Annotated in this window: 15 protein-coding genes; 5 read left to right on the top strand and 10 right to left on the bottom strand. The window is 64.0% G+C overall.

Annotated elements, in window-relative coordinates; translation table 11 throughout:
• Nucleotides 1–20 precede the first annotated feature (20 nt).
• The 3 genes from ACIQYU_RS15070 (at nucleotide 21) to ACIQYU_RS15060 (ending at nucleotide 3120) form a co-directional block, all read left to right on the top strand.
• Nucleotides 21–1277, top strand: a complete 1257-nt coding sequence (locus tag ACIQYU_RS15070) for an OprD family porin (protein WP_402800628.1) — start codon at nucleotides 21–23, stop codon at nucleotides 1275–1277.
• A 201-nt stretch (nucleotides 1278–1478) separates the two neighbouring features.
• Nucleotides 1479–2402 carry a LysR family transcriptional regulator gene (locus ACIQYU_RS15065; RefSeq protein ID WP_207836738.1) on the top strand — a complete coding sequence of 308 codons (924 nt, stop codon included), beginning with the start codon at nucleotides 1479–1481 and terminating at the stop codon, nucleotides 2400–2402.
• Between the two features lie 193 nt (nucleotides 2403–2595).
• Entirely contained in the window at nucleotides 2596–3120 is a 525-nt protein-coding gene (locus ACIQYU_RS15060) for a DUF962 domain-containing protein (RefSeq protein WP_402800624.1), read from the top strand.
• Nucleotides 3121–3231: 111 nt separating this feature from the next.
• On the opposite strand, the gene pcaC is transcribed toward ACIQYU_RS15060, so the two are convergent.
• The 9 genes from pcaC to pcaR form a co-directional block, all read right to left on the bottom strand.
• Entirely contained in the window at nucleotides 3232–3627 is a 396-nt protein-coding gene (pcaC, locus tag ACIQYU_RS15055; RefSeq protein ID WP_003259581.1) for a 4-carboxymuconolactone decarboxylase, read from the bottom strand.
• Nucleotides 3628–3637: 10 nt separating this feature from the next.
• The gene (pcaD, locus tag ACIQYU_RS15050) at nucleotides 3638–4429 is read right to left on the bottom strand and encodes a 3-oxoadipate enol-lactonase (RefSeq protein WP_207836742.1); all 792 of its coding nucleotides are present in this window, start codon (nucleotides 4427–4429) and stop codon (nucleotides 3638–3640) included.
• Between the two features lie 11 nt (nucleotides 4430–4440).
• Complete coding sequence (locus ACIQYU_RS15045) at nucleotides 4441–5793, bottom strand: 3-carboxy-cis,cis-muconate cycloisomerase (RefSeq protein WP_402800620.1); 1353 nt, start codon at nucleotides 5791–5793, stop codon at nucleotides 4441–4443.
• Nucleotides 5794–5802: 9 nt separating this feature from the next.
• On the bottom strand, nucleotides 5803–7092 hold the full coding sequence (locus ACIQYU_RS15040) for an MFS family transporter (protein ID WP_207836746.1): 1290 nt from the start codon (nucleotides 7090–7092) through the stop codon (nucleotides 5803–5805).
• 188 nt (nucleotides 7093–7280) lie between these two features.
• Nucleotides 7281–8486, bottom strand: a complete 1206-nt coding sequence (pcaF, locus tag ACIQYU_RS15035; RefSeq protein ID WP_207836767.1) for a 3-oxoadipyl-CoA thiolase — start codon at nucleotides 8484–8486, stop codon at nucleotides 7281–7283.
• Nucleotides 8483–9262, bottom strand: a complete 780-nt coding sequence (locus tag ACIQYU_RS15030) for a CoA-transferase subunit beta (protein WP_063913238.1) — start codon at nucleotides 9260–9262, stop codon at nucleotides 8483–8485. Before ACIQYU_RS15030 ends, pcaF begins: the two co-directional genes overlap by 4 nt.
• A complete protein-coding gene (locus ACIQYU_RS15025; RefSeq protein ID WP_015271654.1) occupies nucleotides 9259–10119 on the bottom strand; it encodes a CoA transferase subunit A in 861 nt (286 codons plus the stop codon). Before ACIQYU_RS15025 ends, ACIQYU_RS15030 begins: the two co-directional genes overlap by 4 nt.
• Before the next feature lie 238 nt (nucleotides 10120–10357).
• Complete coding sequence (locus tag ACIQYU_RS15020; RefSeq protein ID WP_207836748.1) at nucleotides 10358–11704, bottom strand: MFS transporter; 1347 nt, start codon at nucleotides 11702–11704, stop codon at nucleotides 10358–10360.
• A gap of 326 nt (nucleotides 11705–12030) precedes the next feature.
• Entirely contained in the window at nucleotides 12031–12921 is an 891-nt protein-coding gene (pcaR, locus tag ACIQYU_RS15015; protein ID WP_063913240.1) for a pca regulon transcriptional regulator PcaR, read from the bottom strand.
• A 488-nt stretch (nucleotides 12922–13409) separates the two neighbouring features.
• Between pcaR and ACIQYU_RS15010 the strand changes: the two genes are divergently transcribed.
• Both ACIQYU_RS15010 and ACIQYU_RS15005 read left to right on the top strand, forming a co-directional pair.
• Entirely contained in the window at nucleotides 13410–13610 is a 201-nt protein-coding gene (locus ACIQYU_RS15010; protein ID WP_063913241.1) for a hypothetical protein, read from the top strand.
• A gap of 312 nt (nucleotides 13611–13922) precedes the next feature.
• Entirely contained in the window at nucleotides 13923–15395 is a 1473-nt protein-coding gene (locus ACIQYU_RS15005) for an inorganic phosphate transporter (RefSeq protein WP_085590382.1), read from the top strand.
• A gap of 156 nt (nucleotides 15396–15551) precedes the next feature.
• Here ACIQYU_RS15005 and ACIQYU_RS15000 read toward each other — a convergent pair whose 3' ends face one another.
• On the bottom strand, nucleotides 15552–17027 hold the full coding sequence (locus tag ACIQYU_RS15000) for a helicase HerA-like domain-containing protein (protein ID WP_207836750.1): 1476 nt from the start codon (nucleotides 17025–17027) through the stop codon (nucleotides 15552–15554).
• Between the last annotated feature and the right edge of the window lie 20 nt (nucleotides 17028–17047).

The raw sequence follows: 17047 nt of genomic DNA, 5'->3' as shown, positions 1-17047 counted from the left end.
AAACAAGAGATCCACGACAGATGAGCACTTTGCAACCCGCACGCCAGCTGCTGCCCGGCCTGTTGGCCATGTCCTGCGCACTCCCCGTGTTCGCCGCCGACAACGGTGGCTTCCTGGAAGACGCCAAGGCCACCCTCAACCTGCGCAACTTCTACATCAACCGCAACTTCGTCGACCCGGCCCACCCGCAGGCCAAGGCCGAGGAATGGACGCAGAGCTTCATCCTCGACGCTCGCTCCGGCTTCACCCAGGGCACCGTCGGTTTTGGCGTGGACATACTGGGCCTGTACTCGGTCAAGCTCGACGGCGGCAAAGGCACCACCAACACCCATCTGTTGCCGGTGCACGACGATGGCCGCCCCGCCGATGACTTCGGCCGCCTGGGCGTGGCACTGAAGGCCAAGCTGTCCGAAACCGAGCTGAAAGTGGGTGAATGGATGCCGGTACTGCCGATCCTGCGCTCGGACGATGGCCGCTCGCTGCCGCAGACCTTCCGCGGCGGCCAGCTGACCTCGAAGGAAATCGCCGGTCTGACCCTGTACGCCGGCCAGTTCCGCGGCAACAGCCCACGCAACGACGCCAGCATGGAGGACATGTCGCTGAACGGTAAGGCCGCGTTCACCTCCGACCGTTTCAATTTTGGCGGCGGCGAGTACACCTTCAACGACAAGCGCACCATGATCGGCCTGTGGGATGCCCAGCTCAAGGACATCTACCGCCAGCAGTACCTCAACCTGGTGCACAGCCAACCCTTGGGCGACTGGACCCTGGGCGCCAACCTGGGCTACTTCATTGGCAAGGAAGACGGCGCCGAACGCGCTGGCGAACTGGACAACCGCACCGCCTCGGCCATGCTCTCGGCGCGGTACCAGGGCCACACCTTCTACGTCGGCCTGCAGAAGGTCAGCGGCGACAACGCCTGGATGCGGGTCAACGGCACCAGCGGCGGCACCCTGGCCAACGACAGCTACAACTCCAGCTTCGACAATGCCAAGGAACGCTCCTGGCAGGTGCGTCATGACTTCAACTTCGCCACCGTCGGCGTGCCAGGCCTGACCCTGATGAACCGCTACATCAAAGGTGACAACGTCACCGCAGGCGGCGTGGACGATGGCAAGGAATGGGCGCGGGAAACCGAGCTGGCCTACGTGGTGCAGTCGGGCAGCTTCAAGGACCTGTCGGTGAAGTGGCGCAACTCCACCATGCGCCGGGACTTCAGCACCAACTCGTTCGACGAGAACCGGTTGATCGTGAGTTACCCGCTGAATCTGCTTTGAATTCTTCGCGGGTAAACCCGCTCCCACAGGTTCACCACAGTTTCAGAATCTGTGGTGAACCTGTGGGAGCGGGTTTACCCGCGAAGAGGCCAGATGCCACCACAAATAACCTCAAGCTATAAACAAATCAATAAACCTTCTTTGACGACATATGCAGCAACCGCTTGAATAGGTCCCTGATCCCCGCCCCAGAGCCGTGAAATGGACCTCCGTCAGCTGCGTTACTTCATCGCCCTCACCGAATACCGCAGCTTCGTCCGCGCCGCCGAGGCCATGGGTATCACCCAACCCGCCTTCAGCCGCGCCATCCAGAGCCTGGAGCACAGCTTCGGCTGCCCACTGGTCGATCGCGCCAGCAAAGCCCTGCCGCCCACCCCCGAAGGCCTGGTGGTGCTGCAACATGCCCGGCGCCTGGTACAAGGTGCCACACAACTGAGCAACGAAGTGCTGCAGATGACCAAGCTCGACGCCGGCGAGCTGCATTTCGGTAGCGGCCCGGCGCTGGCCGTGCGCCTGGTGCCCGATGCCCTGCGCCACTTCCTCGAACGCTACCCTGGCATCCGCACCTCGCTGCTGGTGGACAACGCCGAACGCCTCGGCCAGGCCCTGCGCCGCGAACAGATCGAGTTTTTCGTCGACGATATACGCCCGTTCGAAGCCGACCCCAACTTCCACACCGAGCCCCTTTCACCGCGCCCCGGCCTGTTCTTCTGCCGCCCGGGGCACCCGTTGCTGGCCAAGGACAGCCTGTCGACCAACGACCTGTTCAGCTACCCGCTGGCCAGCGCCCTGCTCGCCCCTGGTGTGCGCAAGCGCCTGGCCAACCTGAGCGGGCGCAGTGACTTCACCCCGCACCTGCAGACCGAGCACCTCGCAGTGCTGCGCAGTGTGGTGCTGGCCAGCGACGCCATCGGCAGCGCCAGCGAGGAGGCCGTTGCCGAAGACCTGGCCAGCGGCCGCCTGGTGCGCCTGCACTGGCGCAACCTGCCGCCGGCGCTGGAGGTGCTGAGCGTGCGCTGTGGCGTCGTCAGCCGCAGCGGTTACCGACTGTCGCCGGCGGCGCGGGCGATGATCGAGACGCTGGTGGGGCTGGATACGCCAGTGCGGGCTGCTGCCATTCGCTGAGCTGATGATGGTGGCAGGGGCGGTCTATCCTGAGCTATACCGGTCGCCTGTAGCGGCCCTTTCGCGGGTGAACCCGCTCCCACAGGGTCACCACAGTTCCTGAGGGCTGCGCTGTACCTGTGGGAGCGGGTTCACCCGCGAAGAGGCCAGAACAGGCAATACACCTCGATCAGGCAACCAGGGAGGCACAACCATGAAAACCCTCGTCGACCACCTGAGCCAATACGCCAGCTATCACCGCGACCCACGCAATATCGCCACCCACTTCGTCGGTATCCCGATGATCGTACTGGCGGTCACCATCCTGCTGTCGCGCCCGGGTTGGGACGTGGCCGGCATGTGGCTGTCCCCTGCCCTGCTGGCAGCAGCAGCCTCGGTCTGGTTCTACCTGCGTCTGGACCTGCGCTTCGGGCTGGTGATGGGGTTGTTGCTGGGGCTATGCCTGTGGGTCGGCCAGGTACTGGCAATGCAGACGACAGCGCTGTGGCTCGGAGCCGGGCTGGGGGCGTTCGTGGTGGGCTGGATCATCCAGTTCGTCGGCCATTACTACGAAGGCCGCAAGCCGGCGTTTGTCGATGATGTCAGCGGGCTGATCATCGGGCCGTTGTTCGTGGTGGCAGAAGCTGCGTTCATGCTCGGCCTGTGCCCGTCCCTGAAACGCGCCGTCGAGGCCAACGCCGGGCCCGTGGTCATGCGGCAGAAGAATGCGACCCTGTAAACATTCATGGCCCTATCGCCGGCAAGCCAGCTCCACAGGGACTGCACTGCCCTCAGGCCTGATGCAATCACTGTGGGAGCTGGCTTGCCGGCGATAGGGCCGGTACAGGCATTACTGCTGTCGCGACTCCACGCCCAGCTCATCCCACACCGACTCCGCCATGTGGAAGGTGGCATTGGCCGCCGGAATGCCGCAATAGATCGCGCTCTGCATCAGCACTTCCTTGATCTCGTCGCGGGTCACGCCGTTGTTGGCCGCCGCGCGCAGGTGCAGCTTCAGCTCGTCGTTGCGGTTCATGCCGATCAGCATGGCGATGGTAATCAGGCTACGGGTATGCCGCGGTAGGCCCGGGCGGGTCCAGATGTCACCCCAGGCGTGGCGGGTGATCATCTCCTGAAACTCGCCGTTGAAGTCGTTGAGCTTCTCCAGGCTGCGGTCCACGTGGGCATCGCCAAGCACAGCACGGCGTACTTGCATGCCGGCGTCGTAACGTTGTTTCTCATCCATGGCGGTGTCCTCAGTGAGCCAGCAGGAAATCGAGCACGCGGCGGCTGAAGCGCTCGCCGATCTCGACATTGGACAGGTGCGCCGCCGGGAAGTCGACGTACTCGGCACCCGCGATACCGGCCTGCATGAAGCGGCCGTGCTCCGGGGTGGTCACCACGTCTTCGGTACCGGCAACGATCAGCGTCGGCACCTGGATGCGGCCCAACTGCTCACGGTAGTCGGCATCCCGCACCGCGGCGCAGTTGCCGGCATAGCCTTGCGGGCTGGTTTGCGCCAGCATCTGACAGATGCGCTGGGCTTGCGCTGGCTGGGCCTGGGCGAAACCCGGGGTAAACCAGCGGGCGATGGAGGCATCGCGCAGGTCGACCATGGCCTGCTGGCCACCCTTGAGCACGGTGTCGATACGGGTGTTCCACACCTCGTCGTTGGCGATCTTGGCTGCGGTGTTGCACAAGGTCAGGCTGTGCAGGCGCTGGCCTGCATTGATGCCCAGCCACTGGCCGATCAGGCCACCCATCGACAGGCCGACGAAATGCGCCTTGGCGATGTCCAGGCCATCGAGCAGGGCCAGCACGTCACGCCCCAGCTGTTCGATGCGGTAAGGGCCTTCAGTGACCAGCGACCCACCGTGGCCACGGGTGTCGTAGCGCAGCACGCGAAAGTGCTGGCTCCACAGTGGAATCTGCGTGTCCCACATGCCCAGGTCAGTGCCCAGCGAGTTGGACAGGACCAGCACCGGGGCGTTTTCCGGGCCATCGATCTGGTAGTTCAAAACGCCATCGGCCAGTTGCAAGTGCGCCACAGCGGTCTCCTTCAGGCAGTGAAACGTTGATGTTCGGACACGGCGCGCGCCACCCAGACGCGGGCCTGCCCCAGGTAATGGGCAGGGTCGAGCAAGCGATCGAGTTCTTCGGCGGACAGTTCGGCGCTGACCTGCGGCTCGTCACCCAGCACGGTGCGCAGGTGGCGCTGTTCGGCCACGGCGCGCTGGCAGCACTGCTCCAGCAGGTGGTGGGCGCGGTCGCGGCCCAGGCGCTGGGCGAGGACGATGCTCACCGCTTCGGCCAGCACCAGGCCCTGGGTCAGGTCGAGGTTACGGCGCATGCGCGCGGCATCCACTTCCATGCCCTCGGCAATCACCTGGGCCTGGCGCAGCGCACCAGAGACCAGGCAGCAGATGTCCGGCAGGGTTTCCCATTCGGCATGCCACAAGCCAAGGCTGCGTTCGTGCTCCTGAGGCATGGCCGCGAACAGCGTCGATACCAGGCCCGGCACCCGGGTCGCGGCACCGATCAGCACTGCGGCGCCCACCGGGTTGCGCTTGTGCGGCATGGTCGAGGAACCGCCTTTGCCCGGCGCGGAAGGCTCGAACAGCTCCCCCGCCTCCGTCTGCATCAACAGGCTGACATCACGGCCGAACTTGCCCAGGCTACCGGCAACCAGGCCCAGCACCGAGGCAAACTCCACCAGGCGGTCGCGCTGGGTGTGCCAGGGCTGCTCGGGCAGGGTCAGCTGGAGCTGCTCGGCCAGGGCTTCGGCCACCGGCATCGCCTTGCTGCCCAGGGCGGCCAGGCTGCCGGAGGCGCCGCCGAACTGCAGCACCAGCAAACGTGGGCGCAGCTCCTGCAGGCGCTGGCGGTGACGGGTCAAGGCGCCCAGCACACCGGCCAGTTTCATGCCCAGGGTCACCGGGGTGGCGTGCTGCAGCCAGGTGCGCCCCACCAGCGGCGTGTCGGCGTGCTGCAAGGCCTGACGCGACAGGGTATCGGCCAGCTTGCCAAGGTCGGCCTCGATCAGGTCGAGGGCAGCGCGCAGCTGCAGGACCAGGCCGGTGTCCATCGCGTCCTGGCTGGTGGCGCCCAGGTGCACGTAGCGTTCGGCCTCGGGCACGCAACTGGCGATCACCTTGCCCAACGCCTTCACCAGCGGGATCGCCGAGTTGCCAGCAGTGGCGATGGCATTGGCCAGGGCGCCAACGTCATAGCGCTCGGCGTGGCAAGCCGCCTCGATGGCCGCTACCGCGCTGTGCGGGACCAGCCCGGCAGCCGCCTCGGCCCGAGCCAGCGCCGCTTCGAAATCGAGCATGCCCTGCAGGCGGCCACGGTCGGAGAAGATCTCGCGCATGGCCGGCGCGGTGAAGTAGGCGTCGAACAGTTGGTTGGTCATGCCACGTCCTTAATTATCGTGGTGCAGGTACGCCGCCTGCTTCGGCAAGCGCAGGCTGAACAGGAAGGCAATCGCCATCATCGCCGTCACGTACCAGTAGAAAGTGTTTTCCATGCCCAGGGTCTTCAGGCCCAGGGCCACGTACTCGGCCGAACCGCCGAACGCCGCGTTGGCCACTGCATAGGCCAGGCCTACACCCAGCGCGCGCACCTGCGGCGGGAACATCTCAGCCTTCACCAGACCGCTGATCGATGTGTAGAAACTGACGATACACAACGCCAGGGTAATCAGCACGAAGGCCATGAACGGGCTGCTCACGGTTTTCAGCGCCATCAGCAGCGGCACGGTGAACAGCGTACCCAGGGCGCCGAACAGCATCATCGAATTACGCCGGCCGATGCGGTCGGAGAGCATGCCGAAGAACGGCTGCAGCACCATGAACAGGAACAGCGCACCGGTCATCACGTAGCTGGCGTTTTTCGCGGTCATGCCGGCGGTGTTGACCAGGTACTTCTGCATGTACGTGGTGAAGGTATAGAAGATCAGCGAACCGCCTGCGGTGTAACCGAGCACGGTGATGAAGGCCGCCGCGTGGTCGCGGAACAGGCCCTTGATGGTGCCGGCATCCTTGTCCTTGCGGGTTTCAGCGCTGCTGGTCTCATGCAGCGAGCGGCGCAGCATCAGCGAGATCAGCGCGGCGATGGCACCGACCACGAACGGAATGCGCCAGCCCCAGGCGCGCAGCTCTTCTTCAGTAAGCAACTGCTGCAGGATCACCACCACCAGCACCGCCAGCAACTGGCCACCGATCAGGGTCACGTACTGGAACGAGGCGAAGAAGCCGCGCTGGCCGCGCAGGGCCACTTCACTCATGTAAGTGGCAGTGGTGCCATATTCGCCGCCTACCGACAGGCCCTGGATCAGCCGGGCCAGCAACAGCAGCGCCGGGGCCCAGGTGCCGATGCTGGCGTAGGTAGGCAGGCAGGCGATCATCAGGGAGCCGAAGCACATCATCAGCACCGAGATCATCAGGGAATTCTTGCGACCATGGCGGTCAGCGAGGCGGCCGAAGATCCAGCCACCGATGGGGCGCATCAAAAAGCCCGCGGCGAATACGCCCGCCGTGTTCAACAGCTGCACGGTGGGGTCGTCGGAGGGGAAGAAAGCCGGGGCAAAGTAGATTGCGCAGAAGGCGTAGACGTAGAAGTCGAACCATTCCACCAGGTTGCCTGAAGAGGCACCAACGATAGCGAAGATGCGTTTGCTGCGTTCTTCGCCGGTGTAATAGGCTGAGGTCATGACGGTTTTACTCCTGGAGGGTCGCAGGTAATTCTAGACACACCTGGTAACACACTCGTTCCGCAATCTGGCTGGCAATTGGCCTTGTGTCTGGCAGGGCCGGCCTCTTCGCGGGTAAACCCGCTCCCACAGCGGGAGGCGTGGTCCCCCTGTGGGAGCGGGCGTGCCCGCGAAGAGGCCGGTACAGGTCAAACCCGCTCGATGGCCAGCGCCAAACCTTGGCCGACACCCACACACATGGTCGCCAGGCCCTTGCGCCCACCACTCTTCTCCAGCTGGTGAAGCGCGGTCAGCACCAGACGCGCACCGCTCATGCCCAGCGGATGGCCCAAGGCGATGGCACCGCCGTTAGGGTTCACCTGCGGCGCATCGTCGGCCACACCCAGCTCGCGCAGCACCGCCAAACCTTGGCTGGCAAAGGCTTCGTTGAGCTCGATCACATCGAAATCATTCACCGCCATACCCAGGCGCTCGGTCAGCTTGCGCACCGCCGGCACCGGGCCAATACCCATCACCCGCGGTGCAACACCGGCACTGGCCATGCCCAGTACTCGGGCACGTGGGGTCAGGCCGTGCTTCTTCACCGCCTCGGCCGAAGCCAGGATCAGCGCCGCAGCACCGTCGTTAACGCCCGAGGCATTGCCAGCGGTGACGGTCTTGTCCGGGCCGTTGACCGGCTTGAGCCTGGTCAGGGCTTCCAGTGTGGTTTCCGGGCGCAGGTGCTCGTCATGCTCGACGATGGTCTCGCCTTTCTTGTGCGCGATACGCACCGGCACGATCTCTTCGGCGAAGAAGCCGGCGGCCTGGGCGGCAGCTGCCTTCTGCTGGCTGCGCAGGGCGAATGCGTCCTGGTCAGCGCGCGAAACCTGGTAATCGTCGGCCACGTTGTCGGCAGTTTCCGGCATGGAGTGCACACCATACTGGCTCTTCATCAGCGGGTTGATGAAACGCCAGCCGATGGTGGTGTCTTCAAGCTTCATGTTGCGCGAATAGCCGCTTTCGGCCTTGCCCATGACGAACGGGGCACGCGACATCGACTCGACGCCGCCGGCAATCGCCAGTTCCATTTCGCCGCTGGCAATGGCGCGGAAGGCAGTGCCAACGGCATCCATGCCCGACGCGCACAAGCGGTTCAGGGTAACGCCCGGGATGCTCTCCGGCAGGCCGGCCAGCAGCAGCGCCATGCGCGCCACGTTGCGGTTGTCTTCACCGGCCTGGTTGGCGCAGCCGAAGAACACTTCGTCAACCTGATCCCACTGCACGCCGGGGTTGCGCTCGATCAGCGCCTTCAGCGGCACGGCGGCCAGGTCGTCGGCCCGCACGCCGGCCAGGGCGCCGCCGAAGCGGCCGATCGGGGTGCGGATGGCGTCACAGATGAATACGTCGCGCATCAGGCTTCTCCTGCCACCTGGCCATGGGCCACGGCGGTGCGGGCTTCGAGGTCACGCAGGGCGGACAGCTCGACTTCGGTAGGTTCGGCAGTGGTCTGCACATCATCGGCAAAGCGGATCGCCCAGCCAGTGGCAGCGATGATCTGCTCACGGGTCACGCCCGGGTGGATGGCGGTGACGACGAATTCATGGGTGCCGGCTTCCGGCTCCATGATGCACAGGTCGGTGATGATGCCGACCGGGCCATCGCCTGGCAGGCCAAGGCGTTTGCGCGAGTCGCCACCTTCACCGTGGCCAACCGAGGTGATGAAGTCCAGCTTGTCGACGAAGGCACGCGGCGACTGCTTGAGGATGATCAGCACCTGCTTGGCGGAACCGGCGATTTCCGGTGCGCCACCGGCACCCGGCAGGCGGGTTTTCGGGGCGTGGTAGTCACCGACCACGGTAGTGTTGATGTTGCCGAAGCGGTCGACCTGGGCGGCGCCAAGGAAGCCGACGTCGATGCGACCACCTTGCAGCCAATAGCGGAAGATCTCGCCGGTCGGCACCACGGTGTCAGCGGTTTCGGCCAGCTCGCCGTCACCGATCGACAGCGGCAGCACGCTTGGCTTGGCGCCGATCGGGCCGGATTCGTAGATCAGCACCACGTCAGGCGACGAGGTCAGGCGCGCCAGGTTGGCAGCCTTGGACGGCAGGCCGATGCCGACGAAGCACACAGCACCGTTGCGCAGGCGACGGGCTGCGGCGACGGTCATCATTTCGGAAGTGGAGTAGCTCATTGTGCGGCCTCCGCAGTGCTGGCCAGCTTGGCCTTGAATTCGTTGAAATCGGCAGTGCCACGGATGTAGGTGTCGATCCAGGCGGTGAACGATTCACGGCTACGCGCAATCGGGTCCCAGGCCTGGTAGAAGCGGTTGTCACGCTCGTAGTAGCCGTGGGCATAGGACGGGTGCGCACCACCCGGTACCAGGCATACCGCGCTCAGCGCCCAGGTCGGCAGCACGCAGGCGTTCATCGGGGCCTGCAGGTCGTCGACGATTTCCTCGACGGTGACGATGCAGCGCTTGGCGGCCAGGGCGGCCTCCTTCTGCACACCGAGGATGCCCCACAGCAGCACGTTGCCTTTGCGGTCGGCCTTTTGCGCGTGGATCACGGTCACGTCCGGGCGTACCGAGGGCACGGCTGCCAGCACTTCACCAGTGAACGGGCAGGTGACGCTCTTGATCAGCGGGTTGACCTTCGGCAGGTCGGAGCCGGCGTAGGCACGCAGCACGGCGAACGGCAGGCCCGAAGCACCGGCGACATAGGCGTTGGCCAGGTCGGCGTGGCTGTGCTCTTCGATTTCGATGGCGTGTGGCCACTGCTTCTCGACGGCATCACGCAGGCGGTGCAGCGAACCGACACCCGGGTTACCACCCCAGGAGAAGATCAGCTTGCTGGCGCAACCGGCGCCGATCAGCTGGTCGTAGATCAGGTCCGGAGTCATGCGCACCAGGGTCAGGTCGCGCTTGCCCTGACGGATGATCTCGTGGCCGGCGGCTGTCGGGATCAGGTGAGTGAAACCTTCGAGGGCGACGGTATCGCCATCCTGGATGAACTGCTTCACGGCTTCGTGAAGCGGGAGAATTGCAGCCATTTGGAGACTCCTGGTCAGGGTGCTTCGGTAAGCTCAGATTAAGGAGACTCATGGGCGGCTTACAATCCGATAATCGACTATTCGTGCGATTATCGAACCAATTATTGCATCCCTACCTATCCCCCTGGCTGCCCGTACTGGCCTCATCGCCGGCAAGCCAGCTCACACAGGTACGGCACCGGCCCGGGGCCTGATGCATTCCTGTGTGAGCTGGCTTGCCGGCGATGAGGCCATTGCGTCAGGTCGCGTCAGCGTGGCTCACCAGCCCTTTCACGATCACACCCACGGTCGCCAGCCCCGCCGGCACCAGCAATGCCGTGAGCACCTGTTCGAAGGTCCAGCCCAGCCCCAGCAGCGTCGCACCACTCCAGGCGCCGAGAATCGCCCCGAAGCGGCCAATACCCAGCATCCACGATACGCCCGTGGCGCGGCTCTGGGTCGGATAGAAGCGCGCCGCCAGCGACGGCATCGCCGACTGGGCGCCGTTCACGCACATGCCGGCAACCAGCACCAGCGTGGCCAATACGGTGATATTGCCCAGGCTCTGCCCCACGGCGTAGGCGAAGACCCCGGCCAGCAGGTAGAAAATGCCGATCACCTTGTGCGGATTGAAGCGGTCCATGGCCCAGCCCACGCCGACGGCACTCAGCACGCCACCGAACTGGAACAGTGCGCCGATGAAGGCAGCCTGCTCCATGCTCGCACCGCTGTCGCGCATCAAGGTTGGCAGCCAGCTGGTCAGCAGATAGACGATCACCAGGCCCATGAAGTAGGTCAACCACAGCAGCATGGTGCCCATGCCGTAGGTGCCGGAGAAAATCAGCGCAAACACGTTGCGCGCGGCCACCGCCTTCTGTTCCGGCACGCTGAAGCTGCCCGCCTCGGCCACCACCTGTGGCGCGATGGGCGACAAGGTCTTGCGCACCTTGTCGGTGCCCCGGTTGCGCACCACCAGGAACCGCGCCGACTCCGGCAACCACACCATCAGCACCAGCGCCAGCAGCAACGGCAGCACGCCACCGATCACCAGCAGGCTGTGCCAACCGTAGGCAGGGATCATCTTGGCGGAAATGAAACCACCACCGGCCATACCCAGGTTGAAGCCACAGAACATGCTGGTCACCAGCAGCGACTTGAGGCGCTCGGGGGTGTATTCAGACAACAGCGTGGTGGCGTTGGGCATGCCTGCGCCAAGGCCCAGGCCGGTCAGGAAGCGCAATACCAGCAACTGGTCGACGTTGGTGGCGAAGGCCGAGGCCAGGCTGAAGCCGCCGAAGACCAGTACCGCGCCCACCAGCACGCCCTTGCGGCCAAAGCGGTCGGCCAACGGGCCGGAGCCGAGGGCACCGAACACCATGCCGATCAATGCAGCACTCATGACCGGGCCGAGGCTGGCGCGGTCAATCCCCCACTCCTGCGACAGGGCCGGGGCGATGAAGCCCATGGCGGCGGTGTCCAGGCCATCGAGGAAGACGATCAGGAAGCACAACAGCACCACCCGCCACTGGTAGCGGGACAGCGGCTGCTGATTGATGAACGACTGGACGTCGAGGCTTTTGCCGACGTTGGTTTGCGCTTGGTTCATTATTGTTATCCAGAATGAGGGGCACAGCCAGGCCACTGCACACGATCAAACGGTACAGAGGACAATGGTTTTGGGGGAATGGAGCCGGCGTCAGCCTGGATACAACGGTACTGCGCACGGGTGCGGCCGCGGCAGCGAGGGGACAGTATTCATGGTAAGTGCCTCTTATGTTTTTCTTGTTCGGTCGGCATAGCCGACTGCGGAGACATTAATCAGCGGGCGGTGGAGGCGCAATTGACTGCGAACGACACTGTGCGTTTATCGCACAGGAAACGGTTTTGCCTGTTCCAGATTTGAAAGGGGGCGCTTTGCGGCCCCCTGCAGGCTCAGCCAAACAGCTGATGGCAAAGGTCCCGGCTAGCCGCCAGCAAAATCGGCAGGAACCGCTGCTCCAGCTCACTGCGCGTCACTCGCCCGACATGGGTACTCACATTCAACGCAGCCAACACCTGCCCCGAGGCGTCATACACCGGCACGGCAATCGAGCGCAGCCCCTGCTCCAGCTCCTGGTCCACCACGCACCAGCCCTGGGCACGCACCTGCTGGATACAGGCGAACAGCGACTCGGGGTCATGCAAGGTACGGCTGGTTCGCGCCTTCAGGTCGGCACGTTCCAGGTATTCACGCAGGCTGGTGTCATCCATGGCCGCCAACAGAATGCGCCCCATCGAAGTGCAATAGGCCGGCAGGCGCCCGCCCACCGACAGGTCGACCGAGATCAGCCGCTCCACCGTGGCCGAACGGGCTATATAAAGAATGTCGTCACCTTCGAGCGTGGCCATGTTGGCCGCCTCGTGCAGCTGATCGCTGATGCGGTCCAGGTAAGGCTGGGCAGAAATCGCCAGCGGCGTCGACGACAGGTACGCATGCCCCAGCGTCAGCACTTTGGGCAACAGCGAATAGGTGCGCCCGTCGGTGGTGGCGTAACCCAGCTTGATCAGCGTGTGCAGGCAACGGCGCACCGCCGCCCGGGGGATTTCGGTGCGGTGGCTGATCTGGGCGATGGTCAGGTGGCGCTTGCGTTCCTGGAAGGCCTGGATCACAGCCAGGCCACGCGCCAGGGAGGTCATGAAGTCCGGGTCGCCGGTAAAGGCCTGGATGCGTTTGGCCGGGGAAGCCACGATCGGCGGTGCCAGGGCTGCCGAGGCAGATCGTGCCTGCTCTGGATTGGCCGACTCTGGATTGACGGAATCGTTGACCAGGGTTTCGTCACTCATCGCACACCTCAAAAAAACGCCCACTCGTGCGATTATCGAACAAACGGCCGATAATCGCAATTGACCGCTGACACTTTTACTTATACCTTTCTCCTGCCACTTGTGGCTTCTTTGGAGAGACTGGTCAGGTACCCACCGTAGAAGTCCCCAGGCAACGGCCTCGCCTTTTGGCGAGGCCGTTTTTCATTACCCTCCCGGTCAACGGACCCGCTACTGCATTGCAGCGAACTTTTGTCCGTCTTGCCTTTCAAACTTGCACGAAAGGCCCAAACTGTTGTCGGACGCATCCCGTTACTTGCGTCAGGTGATGTAAGGGTTGGGTAAACAACGATGTTCGGCGCAATATCGGTTGCTATAATCGATTGCGCAGGCCTCGACGATGCCGTGGTAACGGAACCTTCCGCTGTATCAAGCCGTTGCGGCCAGCAAGGCATGTGCACGCGGTACAACGCACAACAACACTCATCGAACTTGATTCAGGTACTACTGTGACGAAAGATGAACTGCGCGCGGAACTCGAGCGCCAGGCGGAGCGTTACAAGGATGTTTACGGTGGTGAAGTCACCACTTACGCCGCACAACCGGACCCGGAACGCAAACCTTGGCGCAAGCGTGCCAGCGTGCGCGACCAGGCCTTCAGCCAGGAACTGGAACGTATGGAAAAGGAACTGCGCAGCGACAATCCCTGACTCACGGGACCACGCCAGCGCGTCGCCGCCCGGCCAGCCGGGCGCGGTCGATCTTTACTGTCAGGCCGAAGATGAAATGGAATCACACAAATTTCATACGACCGTTTGAATAGTAGGGAAGCGGCTTTTTCTCCATCATTTTGCCGGTTTTAGCCAGATTTCGCGATTTTTCGCAGACATTTCCCTGCCTGCACGCCCTGACATGCACATCGTGCTCACGTCAGGAAGATTGCCGTCGGTCTGTCGCAGATGCATCGATTGCCAACGTTTTCTGGCATAATCCCGCCCCCCTAAGACCGCCAGACAACCTTCATGATCGAATTATTCAGCGGACTGGATGCCTGGGTGTTGGTGAGCCTGCTGCTCGCCTTGACCTTCGTACTCGCCTTCGAGTTCATCAATGGCTTTCATGACACCGCCAATGCGGTAGCTACCGTCATCTATACCAAAGCCATGCCGCCGCACCTCGCCGTGTTCTTCTCCGGCGTGTTCAACTTCCTTGGCGTTCTGCTCGGCGGTGTCGGGGTGGCCTATGCCATCGTGCACCTGCTGCCGGTAGAGCTGCTGATCAATGTGAACACCGGACACGGCCTGGCCATGGTCTTCTCGCTGCTGGCTGCGGCCATCACCTGGAACCTGGGCACCTGGTACTTCGGTATCCCCGCCTCCAGCTCGCACACGCTGATCGGCTCCATCCTCGGTGTCGGCCTGGCCAATGCCCTGATCAACGACATCCCGCTGGGCGACGGTGTCAACTGGCAGAAGGCGATCGACATTGCCATGTCGCTGGTGGTCTCGCCCATGGCCGGCTTCGCCGTTGCAGCACTGGTGCTGATCGGCCTGAAGTGGTGGCGCCCGCTGTCGAAGATGCACAAGACCCCCGAGCAGCGCCGCAAGCTCGACGACAAGAAGCACCCGCCGTTCTGGAACCGCCTGGTACTGGTGGTTTCGGCCATGGGCGTGAGCTTCGTGCACGGCTCCAACGACGGCCAGAAAGGCATCGGCCTGATCATGCTGGTGCTGATCGGTATCGTCCCGGCCAAGTTCGTCCTCGACCTGAACAGCACCACCTACCAGATCGAGCGTACCCGCGACGCCACCCTGCACATGAGCCAGTTCTACCAGCGCAACGCCGCCACCCTGGGCGAGTTCCTGGCACTGGGCAAGGCCAAGTCCAGCGACCTGCCGGAGCAGTTCAGCTGCAACCCGCAGCAGACCGAGCCGACCATTGCCGCGCTGCAGTCCTCGCTGCAAGGCGTTACCGACTACCACAGCCTGAGTGCCGACAAGCGTGTCGAAGTGCGTCGCTACCTGCTGTGCCTGGACGACACGGCGAAGAAGGTCGGCAAGCTGCCGGGCCTGGAAGCCCGTGAAAAGGCCGACCTGGAAAAACTGCGCAAAGACCTGACCGCCACCACCGAGTACGCCCCGTTCTGGGTAATCGTGGCCGTCGCCCTGGCCCTGGGCCTGGGTACCATGGTCGGCTGGAAGCGCGTGGTACTGACCGTTGGCGAGAAGATCGGCAAGCAGGGCATGACCTATGCCCAGGGCATGTCGGCGCAGATCACCGCGGCTTGCGCCATCGGCATGGCCAACATCTTCGCCCTGCCGGTATCGACCACCCACGTGCTGTCGTCCGGCGTGGCCGGTACCATGGTTGCCAACAAGAGCGGCCTGCAAGGCGGCACCGTGAAGACCATCCTGCTGGCCTGGGTACTGACCCTGCCTGCGTCGATGGGCCTGGCGGCCGGCCTGTTCTGGCTGGCGTCCAAAGCCATTGGCTGAGTGATACGGTTCTGAAAGAGGCGGCCTTCGGGTCGCCTTTTTTCTGTAGCGGCCCCTTCGCGGGCAAACCCGCTCCCACAGCTCATGCACAGCTCTTGATATCTGTGGAGAACCTGTGGGAGCGGGTTTACCCGCGAAGAGGCCGCTACAGGCAACCTACCTTTTCTTGCCCCCCAGCAACGACCCCATCAAGCCCCGCACCAACTGGCGCCCCAACTGGTTGGCCGCCTGGCGCACCGCCGACTTGATCGCCTGCCCCGCCGCACTCTGCAAGAACTCACCGGCCTTGTCGGCAAAGCTCTCCTCATCCGCCTTGGGTTGCGGCGCCGGCTCCACCGGTTCGCCCTTGCGCTGGGTCAGCATCTCATAGGCCGACTCACGATCCACCGGCTTGTCATAACGCCCCGCCAGCGGCGAAGCGGCAATCAGCGCACTGCGCTCAGCCCCGCTCAACGGCCCGATACGCGACTGCGGTGGTGCAATCAGTACCCGTTGCACCATCGCAGGCGTGCCCTTCTCTTCCAGCGTCCCCACCAGCGCCTCGCCAATCCCCAGCTCGGTCAGCACCGCCAGGGTGTCGAACGCCGGGTTGGGGCGGAAGCCATCGGCCACCGCCCGCAGCGACTTCTGCTCTTTGGCGGTAAATGCCCGCAAGCCATGCTGAATGCGCAAGCCCAACTGGGCCAGCACCGCATCCGGCAAGTCCCCCGGCGACTGGGTGACGAAGTACACCCCCACGCCCTTGGAGCGGATCAGCCGCACCACCTGTTCCAGGCGATCCTGCAATGCCTTGGGCGTATCGTTGAACAGCAAGTGCGCTTCATCGAAGAACAACGCCAGTACCGGCTTGTCGGCATCGCCGCGCTCGGGCAACTGCTCGAACAACTCGGCCAGCAGCCACAACAGGAAGGTCGCGTACACCTTGGGCGCCTCGTGCACCAACCGGCTCGCGTCCAGCAGGTGGATACGCCCACGGCCGTCCGGGTCTGGCCGCAAGAGGTCCTCGAGCTGCAAGCCAGGTTCACCGAACAGCGCCTCGGCGCCCTGCTGCTCCAGGGTAGCCAGCCGGCGCAACAGGGCCTGGGTGGAGGCCGTGGTCATCAGCGCACTGTCTTCGCCCAGCAGTTGCGGGTTGTCCTTCAGGTGCGCGAGCAGCGCCTTGAGGTCCTTGAGGTCGAGCAGCAGCAGGCCTTCGCGGTCGGCCACCTTGAACGCCGCATACAGCGCCGCCTGTTGACTGTCGGTCAGCTCCAGCAAGTTGCCCAGCAGCAGCGGCCCCATTTCACTGAGGGTGGTGCGCAGCGGGTGGCCGGACTGGCCCGCAATGTCCCACAGGCTCACCGGGTAAGCCTGCGGCCTGTGCCCTAGCCAGGGCATGCCGGCGATACGCTCGGCCACCTTGCCCTGCGGCGCACCAGCAGCGCCCAGGCCGCACAGGTCGCCTTTGACATCGGCGGCGAACACGGCCACCCCCGCATCACTGAACGCTTCCGCCAGATGCTGCAGGGTGACGGTCTTGCCAGTACCCGTCGCACCCGCCACCAGGCCATGGCGGTTGGCCAGCCTCATCGCTTGCCCAACTGGCTGGCCATCCGGGCCAGCGCCTACAACGATGGTCGAAAATTCCGACATCTCTTTAATCCTCTGCTCAA

Source organism: Pseudomonas sp. NPDC096925 (genome assembly GCF_044762545.1).
Taxonomy (GTDB): domain Bacteria; phylum Pseudomonadota; class Gammaproteobacteria; order Pseudomonadales; family Pseudomonadaceae; genus Aquipseudomonas.
This window is presented reverse-complemented; position numbering and strand designations above follow the sequence as displayed.